14 protein-coding genes are annotated in these 13592 nt (G+C 71.5%); 7 read left to right on the top strand and 7 right to left on the bottom strand.

The window, feature by feature from the left end:
• The first annotated feature begins 74 nt into the window (after positions 1 to 74).
• The gene (locus DEJ28_RS03005) at positions 75 to 911 is read left to right on the top strand and encodes an exodeoxyribonuclease III (protein WP_111115903.1); all 837 of its coding nucleotides are present in this window, start codon (positions 75 to 77) and stop codon (positions 909 to 911) included.
• A gap of 101 nt (positions 912 to 1012) precedes the next feature.
• Positions 1013 to 1270 carry a nuclease gene (locus tag DEJ28_RS03000; RefSeq protein ID WP_111115872.1) on the top strand — a complete coding sequence of 86 codons (258 nt, stop codon included), beginning with the start codon at positions 1013 to 1015 and terminating at the stop codon, positions 1268 to 1270.
• Between the two features lie 3 nt (positions 1271 to 1273).
• Here the strand turns inward: DEJ28_RS03000 and DEJ28_RS02995 are convergent, their stop codons facing one another.
• Together DEJ28_RS02995 and DEJ28_RS02990 are read right to left on the bottom strand one after the other, a co-directional pair.
• Entirely contained in the window at positions 1274 to 1681 is a 408-nt protein-coding gene (locus tag DEJ28_RS02995) for a four-helix bundle copper-binding protein (protein WP_111115873.1), read from the bottom strand.
• Positions 1682 to 1908: 227 nt separating this feature from the next.
• Positions 1909 to 2832 carry an AEC family transporter gene (locus tag DEJ28_RS02990; RefSeq protein WP_111115874.1) on the bottom strand — a complete coding sequence of 308 codons (924 nt, stop codon included), beginning with the start codon at positions 2830 to 2832 and terminating at the stop codon, positions 1909 to 1911.
• A 92-nt stretch (positions 2833 to 2924) separates the two neighbouring features.
• On the opposite strand from DEJ28_RS02990, the gene DEJ28_RS02985 reads away from it, so the two are divergent.
• From DEJ28_RS02985 to DEJ28_RS02975, 3 genes are all read left to right on the top strand, one after another.
• Positions 2925 to 3521, top strand: coding sequence for a nitroreductase family protein (locus DEJ28_RS02985; protein WP_111115875.1), 597 nt, complete (start codon positions 2925 to 2927; stop codon positions 3519 to 3521).
• 66 nt (positions 3522 to 3587) lie between these two features.
• Positions 3588 to 4031: an acyl-CoA thioesterase gene (locus DEJ28_RS02980; protein ID WP_111115876.1), complete on the top strand. Its 444-nt coding sequence runs from the start codon at positions 3588 to 3590 to the stop codon at positions 4029 to 4031.
• A 38-nt stretch (positions 4032 to 4069) separates the two neighbouring features.
• A complete protein-coding gene (locus DEJ28_RS02975; RefSeq protein WP_111115877.1) occupies positions 4070 to 4828 on the top strand; it encodes an HAD-IIB family hydrolase in 759 nt (252 codons plus the stop codon).
• A 125-nt stretch (positions 4829 to 4953) separates the two neighbouring features.
• Here DEJ28_RS02975 and DEJ28_RS02970 read toward each other — a convergent pair whose 3' ends face one another.
• Positions 4954 to 5577: a phosphoribosylanthranilate isomerase gene (locus DEJ28_RS02970; RefSeq protein WP_111115904.1), complete on the bottom strand. Its 624-nt coding sequence runs from the start codon at positions 5575 to 5577 to the stop codon at positions 4954 to 4956.
• 80 nt (positions 5578 to 5657) lie between these two features.
• Positions 5658 to 6710, bottom strand: a complete 1053-nt coding sequence (locus DEJ28_RS02965; RefSeq protein ID WP_181433732.1) for a serine/threonine-protein kinase — start codon at positions 6708 to 6710, stop codon at positions 5658 to 5660.
• Positions 6711 to 6911: 201 nt separating this feature from the next.
• On the opposite strand from DEJ28_RS02965, the gene DEJ28_RS02960 reads away from it, so the two are divergent.
• Positions 6912 to 7115 (top strand): hypervirulence associated TUDOR domain-containing protein, encoded by a 204-nt coding sequence (locus tag DEJ28_RS02960; RefSeq protein WP_111115879.1) that lies wholly within the window; start codon positions 6912 to 6914, stop codon positions 7113 to 7115.
• On the opposite strand, the gene DEJ28_RS02955 is transcribed toward DEJ28_RS02960, so the two are convergent.
• Both DEJ28_RS02955 and DEJ28_RS02950 read right to left on the bottom strand, forming a co-directional pair.
• Positions 7112 to 7840, bottom strand: a complete 729-nt coding sequence (locus DEJ28_RS02955; protein WP_258368088.1) for a DedA family protein — start codon at positions 7838 to 7840, stop codon at positions 7112 to 7114. The two genes, DEJ28_RS02960 and DEJ28_RS02955, sit on opposite strands and share 4 nt — an antisense overlap.
• Positions 7841 to 7964: 124 nt before the next feature.
• Positions 7965 to 9107: an ROK family transcriptional regulator gene (locus DEJ28_RS02950; RefSeq protein WP_181433733.1), complete on the bottom strand. Its 1143-nt coding sequence runs from the start codon at positions 9105 to 9107 to the stop codon at positions 7965 to 7967.
• A 51-nt stretch (positions 9108 to 9158) separates the two neighbouring features.
• Here DEJ28_RS02950 and DEJ28_RS02945 point away from each other — a divergent pair, with 51 nt between their 5' ends.
• Entirely contained in the window at positions 9159 to 10940 is a 1782-nt protein-coding gene (locus DEJ28_RS02945; RefSeq protein ID WP_111115905.1) for a beta-N-acetylhexosaminidase, read from the top strand.
• A gap of 223 nt (positions 10941 to 11163) precedes the next feature.
• Here DEJ28_RS02945 and DEJ28_RS02940 read toward each other — a convergent pair whose 3' ends face one another.
• The gene (locus tag DEJ28_RS02940; protein WP_181433734.1) at positions 11164 to 13434 is read right to left on the bottom strand and encodes a hypothetical protein; all 2271 of its coding nucleotides are present in this window, start codon (positions 13432 to 13434) and stop codon (positions 11164 to 11166) included.
• Positions 13435 to 13592: the final 158 nt, after the last annotated feature.

The following is a 13592-nucleotide window of genomic DNA, read 5'->3' as shown; positions in this document are numbered from 1 at the left end:
GGCACGCCCCGCGGCACGCGGCGCCGCACCCCGGCTGCACCCGGCTGCCGGTGGTCCCCGGTAGGTTCGATCCCATGCGCGTGGCGACCTGGAACGTGAACTCCGTCCGCACCCGAGTGGGTCGGGTCGTCGACTGGCTGGTGCGCGAGGACGTCGACGTCCTCGGCATGCAGGAGATCAAGTGCAAGCCGGAGCAGTTCCCGGTCGAGGCGTTCGAGGCGGCCGGCTACCAGGTCGAGGCGTACGGCCTCAACCAGTGGAACGGCGTCGCGTTCGCGAGCCGCCTGCCGATGGAGGACGTCACCCGCGACTTCCCCGGCCAGCCCGGCTTCCTCAAGGGGCACGAAGGCCCCGACGTCCCGACCGAGGCCCGCGCGATCGGCGTCACCGTCGACGGTGTCCGGCTGTGGAGCCTCTACGTGCCGAACGGTCGAGAGGTCGGCGATCCCCACTACGTCTACAAGCTCGACTGGCTCGCGCAGCTCGCCGACCGCACCTCCGAGTGGCTCACGGCGGACCCGGAGCAGCCCCTCGCGCTGATGGGCGACTGGAACGTCGCACCGCTCGACCAGGACGTCTGGGACATGCGGGTGTTCGAGGGCGCCACGCACGTCAGCGAGCCGGAGCGTGCCGCGTTCCGCGCGTTCGAAGCCCGCGGGCTGCAGGACGTGGTCCGGCCGATCGTGCCCGAGGGCTGGACCTACTGGGACTACAAGGCGCTGCGCTTCCCCCGCAACGAGGGCATGCGCATCGACTTCATCATGGGGTCGCAGGCGTTCTCGGACATCGTCACCGACGCGCGCATCCACCGCGACGAGCGGAAGGGCGACGCCCCGAGCGACCACGTGCCCGTCTCGGTCGACCTGGACCTCGAGACCTCGCTCGACGACGACCGTCCGATGATCTTCTAGCCGACGCGGCTCTGTTACGTCCCGTGTAGCCCACCGTTGAAGGGGGCGTCGCGCCCGACGTAGGTTTCCTGCACCGAACCCCTCCGAGAGCAGGTGAAGCCATGTCCCGCACGACCCCGTCGACGATCCTTCCGATCCAGCGCGTCATGGCCGACGCCACGCCCCGCGCCTGGCGGGACGGCATCGTCCTCGAAACACGGCCCGCCGACGTGGTGGTCGCGTTCCTCGACGGCGACGTCACGCAGCTGCGGGTGGCCGACGCGGACACGCTCGTGTCGGTCGGCGACCCGATCGCCCACCACCCGGCGGCAGAGATCCTCAGCGCGGGTGGCCGGAAGACCACCGCGCGCGTCGCGTAGTCCTCAGGCGGTCATCGAGGCCATCATCGCCTCGCACTTCGCCACCATCTCGTCGCACGCCATCGCGCAGTAGCGGCAGGCCTCGTCCATGTCGGCGTGCGCCCGGCACTCCGCGGCACAGGCCGTGCCCATCGCCACGCAGGCCGTGAGCATCGTCCGCATCGACAAGGCGTCCATGCCCATCGGCCGCATCATCATGCGCATGCCGGTGTCCGCCATCGTGGCCGTGTTCGAGCACATCGCGGCGCAGGTCGCCATCTCGGCGCCGATGCGCATGTCGCTCGCGGAGCACATGGTCGCGGCCATCGACGCGGCGTTCATCGCCATCATCGTGTCCTGCATCACGTCCATGTCCATCGCCATGGGCATGTCGGTCGTCGACATCGTCTTCATCATCGCCATCGTGTCCATCGGGATCTCCCGTTCCTCGTGGTGTCCGGCGCGGACGCGCCGCTGTGCCGCCAGGGTACGCGCGCACCCGATGCCCTCGGTGAGCAGGAGTGGTCGGGTGGCACGACGCGACCCGACCGTTGCTGCTCACCATCCGCGGTGGTCGCGACCGCAGGGCGGACGGGAGGCGCGGGGCGGCGCCGCCACGGGCCTCCCGTCCGCCGCATCGCGGCCTGGCCTGGCGGCTCCTACGGGTGCAGCAGCGCCGCGACGGCGACGAGGACCGGCACCGAACCGATCGTCGAGATGAGCACCACGTCGCGTGCCATCGGCACCGCCGCCCCGTACCGCTGGGCGTAGTTGAAGACGTTCTGCGCGGCCGGCAGCGCTCCGAGCGTCGTGAGCACGAACACGTCCTGGTCGCCGAGCCCGAACACGTACCGGGCGAACACGAACGCCACCGCGGGCATCACCACGAGCTTGATCGCCGACGCCACGATGACGTCCGTGCGGATCGTCGGGTCCCGGAGCGGGGTCGCACCGTGCAGGCTCATCCCGAAGGACAGCAGCACGACGGGGACGGCGGCCGCCCCGACCAGGGAGAACGGCTCGAGCACCGGCGTCGGCAGCTCGATCCCCGTCGCCGAGAACACCAGCCCGACCAGGGACGCGATGATGATCGGGTTCCGGAACGGCCCCGAGATGCGTCGGCCCCAGCTCCCGCCGTCCGAGGTCGCGGTGTCGAGCACGGTGAGGGCGATCGGTGCGAGCACGATGAGCTGCAGGAGGATCACCGGCACGACGGCGGTGGCCTGCCCGAGGACGTACACGGCGACCGGCAGCCCGATGTTGTTCGCGTTGACGTAGCTCGAGGCCAGCGCGCCGATCGTGGTCGTCGTCACCGGGCGCCGGAGGACCAGCCGGAACACCAGCGCGGCGCCGAGCGCGACCGAGACCGCACTGACGAGGGACACCCACAGCATCGGCGACAGCAGCGACCCGATGTCGGCGCTCGCGATCGTGTGGAAGAGCAGGGCGGGCATGAGCACGAAGAACGCGAGCCGGCTCATCACGAACTGGGCGTGCGGGCCGAGCAGGCCGATGCGCCCGACGACGTACCCGGCAGCGATGATCGCACCGATGATCGCGAACCCCGTCAACACGCCACCCATCGGACCCATCCTGGCACCACGGTCGTCACTCGGCGACATGTGACGTCGTACAGGTCGGAAATGCGTACGCATCGAATACCGTTGACCGCACCATGACCTCGACGAACTCCAGCACGCTCACGCGTTCGACCGACTCCAGCCAGCCCCTCGTCCCCCTGCTCGAGGAACGCTGGAGCCCCCGCTCCTACGACGAGACCGCGACGATCTCGGACGCGCAGTTCGACGCCGTCCTCGAGGCCGCCCGCTGGGCAGCGTCGGCCATGAACTTCCAGCCCCGTCGCTTCATCGCGGGCCGTCGTGGCACCGAGACGTTCCGGAAGATCAACGAGAACCTGCTCGGCTTCAACGCCGCGTGGGCGTTCCGTGCCAGCGCCCTGGTCGTCGGCGTGCTCGAGACGGTGACCGAGGACGGCGACGCGCGTCCGTTCGCGCAGTACGACCTCGGCCAGTCCCTCGCCGCGCTGACCGTCCAGGCGCACGCCGAAGGCCTCCACGTGCACCAGATGGCGGGCATCGACGCCGAGGGTCTCCGTGCGGCCTTCGACCTGCCGGAGCGCTTCCTGCCCTACACCGTGACCGCGATCGGCACCGTGGCGGACCCGTCGCAGCTCGACGAGAAGGCCGCCGGCCGCGAGGTCGCCCCGCGCACGCGCATCCCCCTCGACGAGGTCGTCCTCGTCAAGGAGTAGCCACTCCGCTTCGCCGCGCGGCCGTGCCCTCCCCGGAGGACGCGGCCGCGCGTAGTATGTAGTGACATGCAGCAGGATCAGCCACAGCCCGATCAGCCACAGCCCGAGATGAACTTCTACACGCGGAAGTGGGTCCGTCCCGAGGACCTCAACGCGAACGGCACCCTCTTCGGCGGCAGCCTCCTCCGGTGGATCGACGAAGAGGCCGCGGTGTACGCGATCATCCAGCTCGGCAACGGCAAGGTCGTGACGAAGTACATGTCGGAGATCGAGTTCGTGTCCTCCGCGAAGGAGGGCGACATCGTCGAGATCGGCCTCGTCGCCACCCGCTTCGGCCGGAGCTCGCTCACGATGCGGGCAGAGGCGCGGAACCTCTTCACGCACCGCAGCATCCTCACCATCGACGAGGTCGTGTTCGTGAACCTCGACGCCGACGGCAACCCGGCGCCGCACGGGTACACCGACATCACGTACGCCCGCGACCGGGTCCCGGCCACCCACCGCTCCTGACCGCGGCGGTGTCGGCCGGACCTGACAGAATCGGTCGCATGACCACGCCCCGACTCGTCGCCTTCGACCTGGACGACACCCTCGCCCCCTCGAAGTCCGCGCTCGACCCCCGCATGCTCGAGACCTTCGCGTCCCTGCTCGAGGTCGTGCCGGTCGCGGTCATCTCCGGCGGCAACTTCCAGCAGTTCGAGCAGCAGCTCGTCACGCCCCTCCGGCACCGCGACGGGCTCGCACTCGACGACCTGCACCTCCTGCCCACCTGCGGCACGCGCTACTACCGGTGGTCCGACGACGACTGGGCGCTGCAGTACGCCGAGGACCTCACCGAGGAGCAGAAGGCCCGCGCCCTCGCCGCGGTCGAGTCGCACGCGAAGGCCGCCGGGTACTGGGAGTCGGAGACCTGGGGTGCCATCCTCGAGGACCGCGGCTCCCAGATCACCTTCTCCGCGCTGGGCCAGGCGGCACCGGTGGACGTGAAGAAGCGGTGGGACCCGACCGGGGCGAAGAAGGACGACCTGAAGCGTCGGGTGCAGGCGGACCTCCCCGACCTCGAAGTCCGTTCCGGCGGCTCGACGAGCGTCGACATCACCCGCAAGGGCATCGACAAGGCATACGGCATGCAGCGCCTCGCCGAGATCACCGGCATCACGCTGGACGACATGCTCTTCGTCGGGGACCGGCTCGACCCCGAGGGCAACGACTACCCGGTGAAGGCCCTCGGTGTCCCCTGCCACGCGGTGGAGGGCTGGGAGGACACCGACGCCTTCCTGACGGAGCTCATCCCCACCCTGCGCTGACCGGCGCCCGCCGCGACGCGAGACTCGGCTGAGCGGACAGATTCGCGTCTCGCGACCCGCGAAGGTGTCCGCATGGCCGAGACTCGGCCCGGCGCGGCCGCTGCCGCCTGCGCCGGCGACGAGCGTCAGGGGATGCTGCGGACCGCCTCGACGAACGCGCGGATCTTCGCCGCGTCCTTCACCCCGCGCTCCGACTCGACCCCGCTCGACACGTCGACACCGTCCGGGTCGAGGGACTCGATCGCGGCGACGACGTTCGCCGGCGTGAGCCCGCCCGCGAGGATCCAGGCCTCGTCGACCTTGCCGTCGATCGACGCGGCATCGATGAGGCGGCCGCTCCCCGGGACCGCGGCGTCGAGCAGCAGCAGGTCGTGGTCGTACGCGGCACGCTCCTCCGGGGTCTCGCGCAGGTAGTCCTCGGCCGCGATCGCACGGATGGTGAAGAAGCCGGCGTCGCGGGCACGGGCGAAGTCGGTCGCGGACTGGCCACCGTGCAGCTGCAGGGTGGTCAGCCCGACCTCGGACGCGATGCCCACGATCTCGTCGATCTCCTGGTCGCGGAAGACCCCGACGGCGTCGATCCCGTCAGGCACGCGCTCCACGAGCTGCTTCGCGAGGTCGGCCGTCACGTTCCGGGGACTCCCCGCGGCGAAGACGAACCCGACCGCGTCGGCACCCGCGTCGATGGCGGCGTCCACGGTCTCGGGCGTCGACAGGCCGCAGATCTTGATCCAGCGCTGGTCGGTCATGCCGTCCATCCTGCCAGGGACGCGCGGTGTCCGGGCCGACCTCGCGCAGTCCGTCCGCCGGGGTCCACCGGTGCGAGGGATCAGTGCAGCATGCCCGCGACGTAGGCCGCGCCGCAGGCGACGATGACGCCGAACGCGGCGAACGACCCGACGAGCACGTTCCGCCGACGCCAGCGCCGCACGACCGCGAACGTCCCGCGCTTCGCGTGCCGGTGCGCGGCCCGGTGCATGCGGTGGTCACGCTTGTGCTTGACCCGCTGCGGGCCGAGCGGCACCGGTCCGGTGATCTGCGTCGAACCGCCGCGGAGCGCCCTGGCGATCGCCACGGCGGTGGGTCGCCGGTCCGGGTTCCGCGCGGTCATCCTCGCCAGCAGGTCACGCCACTCGGGTGCGATCCCGTCGGGGATCTCCGGGTCGTGCCGCAGCCGTGCGAGCGCGGCCTCGATGAGGGTGCCGGAGTACTCCTGCTTGCCGGTGAGGGCCTCGAGGAGCACCAGTCCGAGCGAGTACACGTCGGTGGCGAAGCCGATCGGTTCGCCGGCGACCTGCTCGGGGCTGAGGTACGCGGCCGTCCCGATGATCGTGCCGTCGTTGGTGAGCCGGGACCCGTCGACGAAGTGCGCGACGCCGAAGTCGGTCAGCTTCACGGTGCGGACGAAGCCGGACGAGCCCTCGTCGCTGATGAGGATGTTGGCGGGCTTCACGTCACGGTGGACGATCCCGCGGGAGTGCACGTACGCCAGGGCATCGGCGAGCTGGGCGCCGAGGTCGGCCACCTCGTAGTTGTGCAGCGCTCCGCCGGCCAGTCGGCGCAGCAGGGTGGTGTCCGCGATGAGCTCCATCACGATGTACCGGTGCGGACCGTCGTCGAACTCGTGGGTGCCGGCGTCGTAGAGCGGGATGAGCCCGGGGTGCGAGAGCATGCTGAGCAACCGGATCTCGCGCTCCTGGCGCACCCGGTCGGCCGTGGTCATCGAGTCGGGCGTCGCGAACATCTTCACGGCGACGGCGCGGTACGTGTGCTCGTCGCGTGCTTCGTAGACCGATCCCATGCCCCCGGTGCCGATCAGCTTCACGAGCCGGTAGCGGCCCGAGAGGACCGTGTCCGTCCGTACGCTGTCGAGCAGTGTCATGGTGTCGTCGTTCCGTGTTCGGAGCCCGGTGATCCGTGGCAGTTGCCAGCAAGGTGACTCACCCAGTACGGTACGCGGCCGCATCCGATTCCGCTCGTGCGTTATGACATCGTGATGGGCCCTACTTCCCTGTGTTCATGCGGATGCATCGGGGTATCGTCCGACCTCCACGAATGTGAGCGATCACGCAAGGAGGACAGAATGGCGCTGTCGAAGGGCGACGAAGTGCACTGGAACACCTCGCAGGGGAAGACGACCGGCACGCTCGTGCAGAAGCGGGTGGAGGACTTCGAGTTCGACGGGCAGACGTTCAAGCCCACGGACGACGATCCGTACTGGATCGTCGAGTCGGAGAAGTCTGGCAAGCGCGCGGCGCACAAGGAGTCGGCGCTGACGAAGGCCTAGTCCTCGGCGGGCTCGGCTCGGCGACGACCGCGTGCTGCCCGGTCGGTCCGGGCGCGACGGACCCGGCGCACGACGAAGGTGACGACGACCACGGCGATCGCCACGTAGAGCACGCGGTCGATCCACTCCGTGTACTGCTCGACCCGCTCGTACTGGTTGCCGAACGCGGCCCCGAGCAGGACGAGCGCGCTGTTCCAGATGCCGCTCGCGATGATCGTGAAGACCGAGAACGTGCCGAGGTGCATCCGGTCCGCGCCGGCGGGCAGCGAGATGAGACTCCGGACGATCGGGACGAACCGGCCGAAGAACACCGCGCTCTTGCCGTGCCGGTGGAACCAGTCGGCGGCCTTCCGGAAGTCGTCCTCGTCCACGAGCGGCAGCTTGCCGAGCCAGCGGGTGGTCCGCTCGAAGCCGATCTTCGCTCCGAGGACGTAGAGCACCAGCGCTCCGAGGTACGACCCGAGCGTCGCGAGCACCAGGACGAGCAGCAGGTTCATCCGCCCCGCACCGGCGAGGAAGCCGGCCAGCGGCAGGATCACCTCGGACGGGATCGGCGGGAACACCGTCTCGACGAAGAGCATGAGCGCGACGCCCCACTCCCCCAGGGCGTCGATGAGCTGGAGCACCAGGCCGGAGAGCCCGCCCAGGTCGGAGCCGGAGGAACCGGAGGAGTCGCCGGCGGCGACGGTCATGGTGTGGGCAGGCGCAGCCACGGCAGTCGTCATGGACACATGGTCCCTGAACGCCCTGACAGAACCCGGCGCACGACCTGGGGATCAGCCCGTCAGACCGCGCCCGTCAGCCCGCGCCCGCCAGACCGCGCTCACCGCGCCCTTCAGAACGCGCCCGTCAGCCCAGCCCCATGTGCGACGTCCGGACGTGGGTCAGGGACCGCGCGAGCGCCCCGCGGGCCACCGCATCGCGGCCGACCGTCGACGGGACGATCTCCACCGGGTGCCGCAGCTGCGACGTCACGATCTCGGCGAGCGCCTCGGCGAACACCGACGCTGCCGGCAGGACCTCGCCGCCGACGACGACGACCTCGGGGTCGATCGTGGCGATGAGCTGCACGACGCCGGGCGCGACGTCCTCGGCGAAGGCCCGCACGATCGCCGACGCGGCAGCGTCGCCCTGCCCGGCCGACGCCATGACGGACTCGAGGTCGGAGCCGGAGGGGATCCGTGCCTCCAGTCGGGCGGGTGCGCTCGGCCAGCCGGTCGATGCCAGGCCGCCCATCTCGCCCGCTGCCCCGCGCGCACCGCGCGCGAGCTGCCCGTCGACCACGTAGGCCGCACCGATCTGGCGACCCATCACCAGGTAGAGCCCGTCCTGCACGCCGCGGAAACGGCCCCACATCGCCTCGGCGGTGGCGGCGAGCTTGGCGTCGTTGTCGAAGAAGGTCGCGGAGCCGGGGAAGAGGTCGCCGATCCGGCCGGGCACGCGTCGTTCGACCCACTGCGGGACGGCGACGGTGTAGTCGATCTCTCCGGAGCGGTCGACGACGGCGGGCACGCCGAAGGTGGCGGCGAGGAGCCGCGACGGGTCGGTGCCGTCGACGAGCCGGCGGACGACGTCCTGCACGCTCTCCCATGCCTGTTCGGCCGAGGCGAGGTCGGCGTAGACCTCCTCCACCCGGGCGAGCTGCTGCCCGCGGAGGTCCGACCGCAGCCCGACGATGCCGTGCAGGCCGAGGTCCACGCCGAGCACGGATCCCGCAGCGGCGTCGGCACGGAAGCGCTTCGCGCGGCGGCCGGCCTTGTTCGGCGTGGCGATCGCCTCGGCCTCGGTGACCCAGCCCTCTTCCACCAGGTCGGCGAGCGCTGCCTCCACCGTGGGGCGCGAGAGTCCGACCGTGCGGCTCAGCTCGGTGACGGTGTGCGAACCGTCGTCGCGGAAGAGCTCGTCGAGGAGCGCCCGCGAGTTGATGAGGCGGAGCATCCCCGGGGTGCTGCCCACGACACCGCTGGGGAGCGTTGACACGGTCTCGTCCACGGCCATAGCCTCCATATTACGAAAGATCATTGAGGAATGGTGGACTGCGACATGCTCATCCCACGGCCGCGCCGCACCGAACCGGGTGTCGGCGCCTTCGCGATCACCCCGTCGACACGCATCGCCGCAGACCCTGCGAGCGAGTCGGTCCGACTGTACCTGCAGCAGACCCTGCGCGGATCGACCGGGCTGCCGGTGCGCGACGCAGCCGAAGCGGCCGCCCCCAGCGGCACCGGCACGGACGGCACCGACGGCGCCGCCGGCACGGACGGCGCCGCCGGCACGGACGGCACCGACACCGCCGGCACCCAGGCCACGCGCACTGACCACATCGTGCTGCGCGTCGCCGACGACGACACCCTGCCCGCCGGGCCCGACGGCGACCGCTCCGAGGCGTTCCGTCTCGTCGTGACGTCCGAGTCCGTCGAGATCACGGGCGGGAGCGCCGCCGGCGTCTTCTACGGCGTGCAGGCACTCCTGCAGTCCCTGCCCGCCGACGTCTACCGGCACGGCCGCGTCGGCACCGGCCCGTGGACGATCCCCGCGGTCACCGTCGAGGACGCCCCGGCCTTCGCGTGGCGCGGCGTCATGCTCGACGTCGCCCGGCACTTCCGCACCAAGCACGAGGTGATGCGCGTGGTCGACCAGCTCGCCGCGCACCGCATCAACCGCCTGCACTTCCACCTCACCGAGGACCAGGGCTGGCGCATCGAGATCCGCAAGTACCCGCGCCTGACCGAGATCGGGTCGTGGCGGAAGGAGTCGCAGGTCGGCGCGCACGTGCCCGACGCCGACGGGGTCCTCCACCCGGTCTCGTTCGACGGCCGCCCGCACGGCGGCTACTACACGCAGGACGACATCCGCGAGATCGTCGCCTACGCCTCCGACCGCTTCGTCACCGTCGTGCCGGAGATCGAGACGCCCGGGCACGTCCGCGCCGCCCTCGCCGCGTACCCGTCGCTCGGCGTCTCCGGCGAACCGATCGACGTCTGGACCGAGTGGGGCATCGCGGACGACGTGCTCAACGCCGAGGAATCGACGATCGCGTTCTTCGAGGACGTCCTCGACGAGGTCATCGCGCTGTTCCCCTCCGACTACATCGGTGTCGGCGGTGACGAGTGCCCGAAGGTCCAGTGGGAGCAGGACCCCCGCACGCAGGAGCGCATCCGCGAGCTCGGTCTGCAGGACGAAGAGCAGCTGCAGGCGTGGATCATCGGCCGGCTCGCCGCGCACGTCGAGTCGCACGGACGCCGGGCGTTCGGGTGGGACGAGATCCTCGAGGGCGGCACGCTCTCGCAGTCCGCGACCGTCCTCTCGTGGCGCGGTCTCACCGGCGCCCGCACCGCGGCGAAGCGGGGACACGACGTCATCTCCGCGCCGGACGACCAGGTGTACCTCGACTACCGGCAGAGCGACCTCGAGACCGAGCCGATCCCGGTGTCGATCGTCCTGACGGTCGACGACGTGTTCGCCTTCGACCCGGTTCCGTCCGATCTCACCGAGGCCGAGCGCGCCCACGTCATCGGCGGCCAGGGCAACATGTGGACCGAGCACGTCGACACCGCCCGGAAGCTCGACTACCAGCTGTTCCCCCGCGTCGCGGCCCTCGCCGAGGCGCTGTGGTCGGCAGACGTCACGGGTCCGCGCGACGTCGCCGAGTTCCGTGGCCGGCTCGCCGAGCACGTCGCCCGGCTCGAGGCGATGGGCATCGAGTACCGGCACGAGGCCGGGCCGTTCCCGTGGGAGCAGCGTCCGGGGGTGCCCGGGCGTCCGCACTCCCGCGAGGAGCGCGCCGCCTACATCGACGCGGTGACCGCCAACATCGCCGAGTAGGCGCGCGCGGGCACACGGTGCCCGGCACGCACTTCGTGAGCAGGAATGGTCCGGTCCCGCAGGGCGACCCGACCATCTCTGCTCACCAAGCGGGGCGGGCGCGACCACGGAGGGCAGGCGCGACCACGACGGCCTGGAGGCGCGGTGCCAGCTGGCACCGCGCCTCCAGGCCGTCGTGTCGTCACCGCAGGACGCGCGACCTCACGGCTGCACCGGGCGGCGCTCAGGGGACGAGCGCGGGGTCTGCCGTCGGGGCAGCGGAGGGGGTGGCGGACGCCGACGGCACGTCGGTCGGCGCTGGCGAGGCCGACGGAGCAGCCGTCGGAGCAGCCGTGGGGGCAGCCGTCGGAGCGGTCGTCGGAGTCGGCGACGACGGCGCGATCGGAGCCGACGCGGACGGCGGTGGCGTCACCGGAGCCGTCGGCGCGGACGGGGACGCCGACGGAGCCGGTGTCGGCGCGGGCTTCGGCGCAGGTGCCGGCGCAGGCGTCGGCTTCGGCCGTGCCACCGACGTCGCGCGCCACTTCTTGGCCTTCGCGTCCCACCGGAGCTGCGACCGCGCGTTCTTCGTCCCGGAGTTGAGGACGACGTCGCCGTCCCGCGGGGTCAGCAGGCCGGCGTCGAGGCCGATGAACGGGGACACCGCCGACACCCGCTGCGACCCCGTGCGCGACACCAGGGTCGCGGGCCGCGTGGACGTCCCGTCGACGACCACGCGCACCGGGGACGCCGCGGCGGAGTTGAGCCGGACGGCGGCACCGGAAGCGGCGGGTTGCGAGAGACCCTGCACGCTCACCGTCGCGGGTCCGCGGAGGAGTGCGACGGCGCGGCCTCCCGTGAACGCGGAGATCGTCAACGCAGTCGTGACCGAGCTGTCGGCGTCGGCGGCCCAGATCGACCCGGTGCTCCGGGCGATCCGCGCGAACGTCGCCTTCGCGATCCGGTACCCGGCAGCCGGGAGGGCGAGCACGTTGCCCGCGAGCGCCGCCGACTTGTCGTCGGTGACGGTGAGGGACGTGATCGTGGCCGATGCCTTCACGATCCGCACGGAGTCGAACTGCGGCGCGAGCACCGGGCAGGCGACCCCGCTCACGACGACGGTGGGGACGGACCCGACCGCGAGGGCGACCCCGCCCGCTGCGCCCTTCGCGGTGGAGCGGTTCGTGACCCGGTGGACCGTCACCGACGACGCGCTCGTGGCGGCGACGCGGACGATGCCGTCCGTTGCGGCGTGGGCACCGGCGGGGAGGGTGACGTCCTCGACGACGAGCGCGCCGAGCGTCCGTACGTCGACGTTGACGATCGTCCCGCTCGTGCCGGTCGCGGTCACGCGGGAGACGGTCCCCTCGAACCAGGTCGGCCCGGCGTAGTTCATGATCTGGACGGGCGAACGGCCCGTGACGGTGCCGGTCAGGTCCGAGGCCGTGAACCGGCGGATCCGTCGCTGGACGCCGTTCGCGCCGATGCCCGAGGTGACCTTGAGCAGGCAGAGGCAGTTCTTCCCCTGCACGTCCTCCACGACGACGTCGGTGATGTCGCCCTCGCAGTCGCCGAGTCGCGACCCGGCGTGGGTCTGCCCGTCGACGGTGGTGAACGCGACGAGGTCGTCCCCGGTGCGCTCCCCGGTGATGCGGCGGACGGCGATCCGCGACGACGGCCCCTGGAAGTGCACCCCGTCCGAGGCGGTGTCGATGAACGCGATGTCCTCGACGGTGACGTCGGTCACGTCACCGAAGGACACGGCGTACTGCCCGCCGACCTGGGCGCTGCCGGTGGAGTGCACGGTGAGGCCGGTGAGCGTCACCCGCGAGGCCCGCCGCAGGAGCAGGCCGTGCGACTCGGTGGTCTGGGAGACGGAGTTCTTGCTGCGGTTCGTCCAGGTCCCGCCGGTGATGCTGATGTCGCCGTCGTTCGGCGGGAACACCGAGGTCGACGCCGATGCGAGCGTCGTGGTCGCGGGGACGTCGAGCGTGGCGCGGGTCGACGACTGCACGGACACGATCCGGCCGTACATCGATCCCGGGGCGTCGGACTTCCCGGCGCGCGGCCCGGCGCCGAGGACCTGCACCCGGCGCCCCACCATCGCGGCGCTGAACACCGCGGCCTTCGTGGTGACGATCGGCGACCCGGCACGGACGGCGGCGGTGGTCCGCGCGCTCGGGTTCGCCGCGGCGTTCCGGAGCACGTTGTCCCCGACGGCCCCCGTGACGCTCGCGGCGGAGGCGTCGAGCTGCGTGCCGGAACGGATGACGAGCGGTCCGGACAGGACGGCCGCGCCGCGGAGGACCCGGACCCCGCCCACTGCGAGCCACGCGTTGATGGCGGCGGTGCTCGTGCGCGGGTTGACGGTCATGACGGTCGCGTCGGCTGCGTTCGCAGCCCGGCCGGTCGCGACGACCGCGGCGAGCGCCCCGACGGTCCCGGCAGCGGTGAGGCCGAGCATCCGGCGGCGGGACGGGCGCAGCGCTTCGAGGAGGTTCGGGTGCCCCGGCATGGTGAGTTCCGTTCATCGCCACTGGGGCGTGCTGTGCCGTGGCGAGACGGCGTTCCTGCGGTGTGCTCCGACGCTACCGGCCGGGGTACGGCATGAGGGAGCCTCCAGTTCGCGGGCCACAGCGCGGTCCGCTGCACTTCGTGAGGTGGGCGCGACCA

Source organism: Curtobacterium sp. MCPF17_002 (genome assembly GCF_003234115.2).
Taxonomy (GTDB): Bacteria; Actinomycetota; Actinomycetes; order Actinomycetales; family Microbacteriaceae; genus Curtobacterium.
This window is presented reverse-complemented; position numbering and strand designations above follow the sequence as displayed.

Coding starts and splice junctions, on each gene's coding strand:
- DEJ28_RS03000 (WP_111115872.1), top strand. CDS start 1,013: ATGTCCCGCACGACCCCGTCGACGATCCTTCCGATCCAGCGCGTCATG.
- DEJ28_RS02980 (WP_111115876.1), top strand. CDS start 3,588: ATGCAGCAGGATCAGCCACAGCCCGATCAGCCACAGCCCGAGATGAAC.
- DEJ28_RS02965 (WP_181433732.1), bottom strand. CDS start 6,710: ATGACACTGCTCGACAGCGTACGGACGGACACGGTCCTCTCGGGCCGC.
- DEJ28_RS02945 (WP_111115905.1), top strand. CDS start 9,159: ATGCTCATCCCACGGCCGCGCCGCACCGAACCGGGTGTCGGCGCCTTC.
- DEJ28_RS02960 (WP_111115879.1), top strand. CDS start 6,912: ATGGCGCTGTCGAAGGGCGACGAAGTGCACTGGAACACCTCGCAGGGG.
- DEJ28_RS02985 (WP_111115875.1), top strand. CDS start 2,925: ATGACCTCGACGAACTCCAGCACGCTCACGCGTTCGACCGACTCCAGC.
- DEJ28_RS03005 (WP_111115903.1), top strand. CDS start 75: ATGCGCGTGGCGACCTGGAACGTGAACTCCGTCCGCACCCGAGTGGGT.
- DEJ28_RS02955 (WP_258368088.1), bottom strand. CDS start 7,840: ATGACGACTGCCGTGGCTGCGCCTGCCCACACCATGACCGTCGCCGCC.
- DEJ28_RS02975 (WP_111115877.1), top strand. CDS start 4,070: ATGACCACGCCCCGACTCGTCGCCTTCGACCTGGACGACACCCTCGCC.
- DEJ28_RS02995 (WP_111115873.1), bottom strand. CDS start 1,681: ATGGACACGATGGCGATGATGAAGACGATGTCGACGACCGACATGCCC.
- DEJ28_RS02970 (WP_111115904.1), bottom strand. CDS start 5,577: ATGACCGACCAGCGCTGGATCAAGATCTGCGGCCTGTCGACGCCCGAG.
- DEJ28_RS02940 (WP_181433734.1), bottom strand. CDS start 13,434: ATGCCGGGGCACCCGAACCTCCTCGAAGCGCTGCGCCCGTCCCGCCGC.
- DEJ28_RS02990 (WP_111115874.1), bottom strand. CDS start 2,832: ATGGGTGGCGTGTTGACGGGGTTCGCGATCATCGGTGCGATCATCGCT.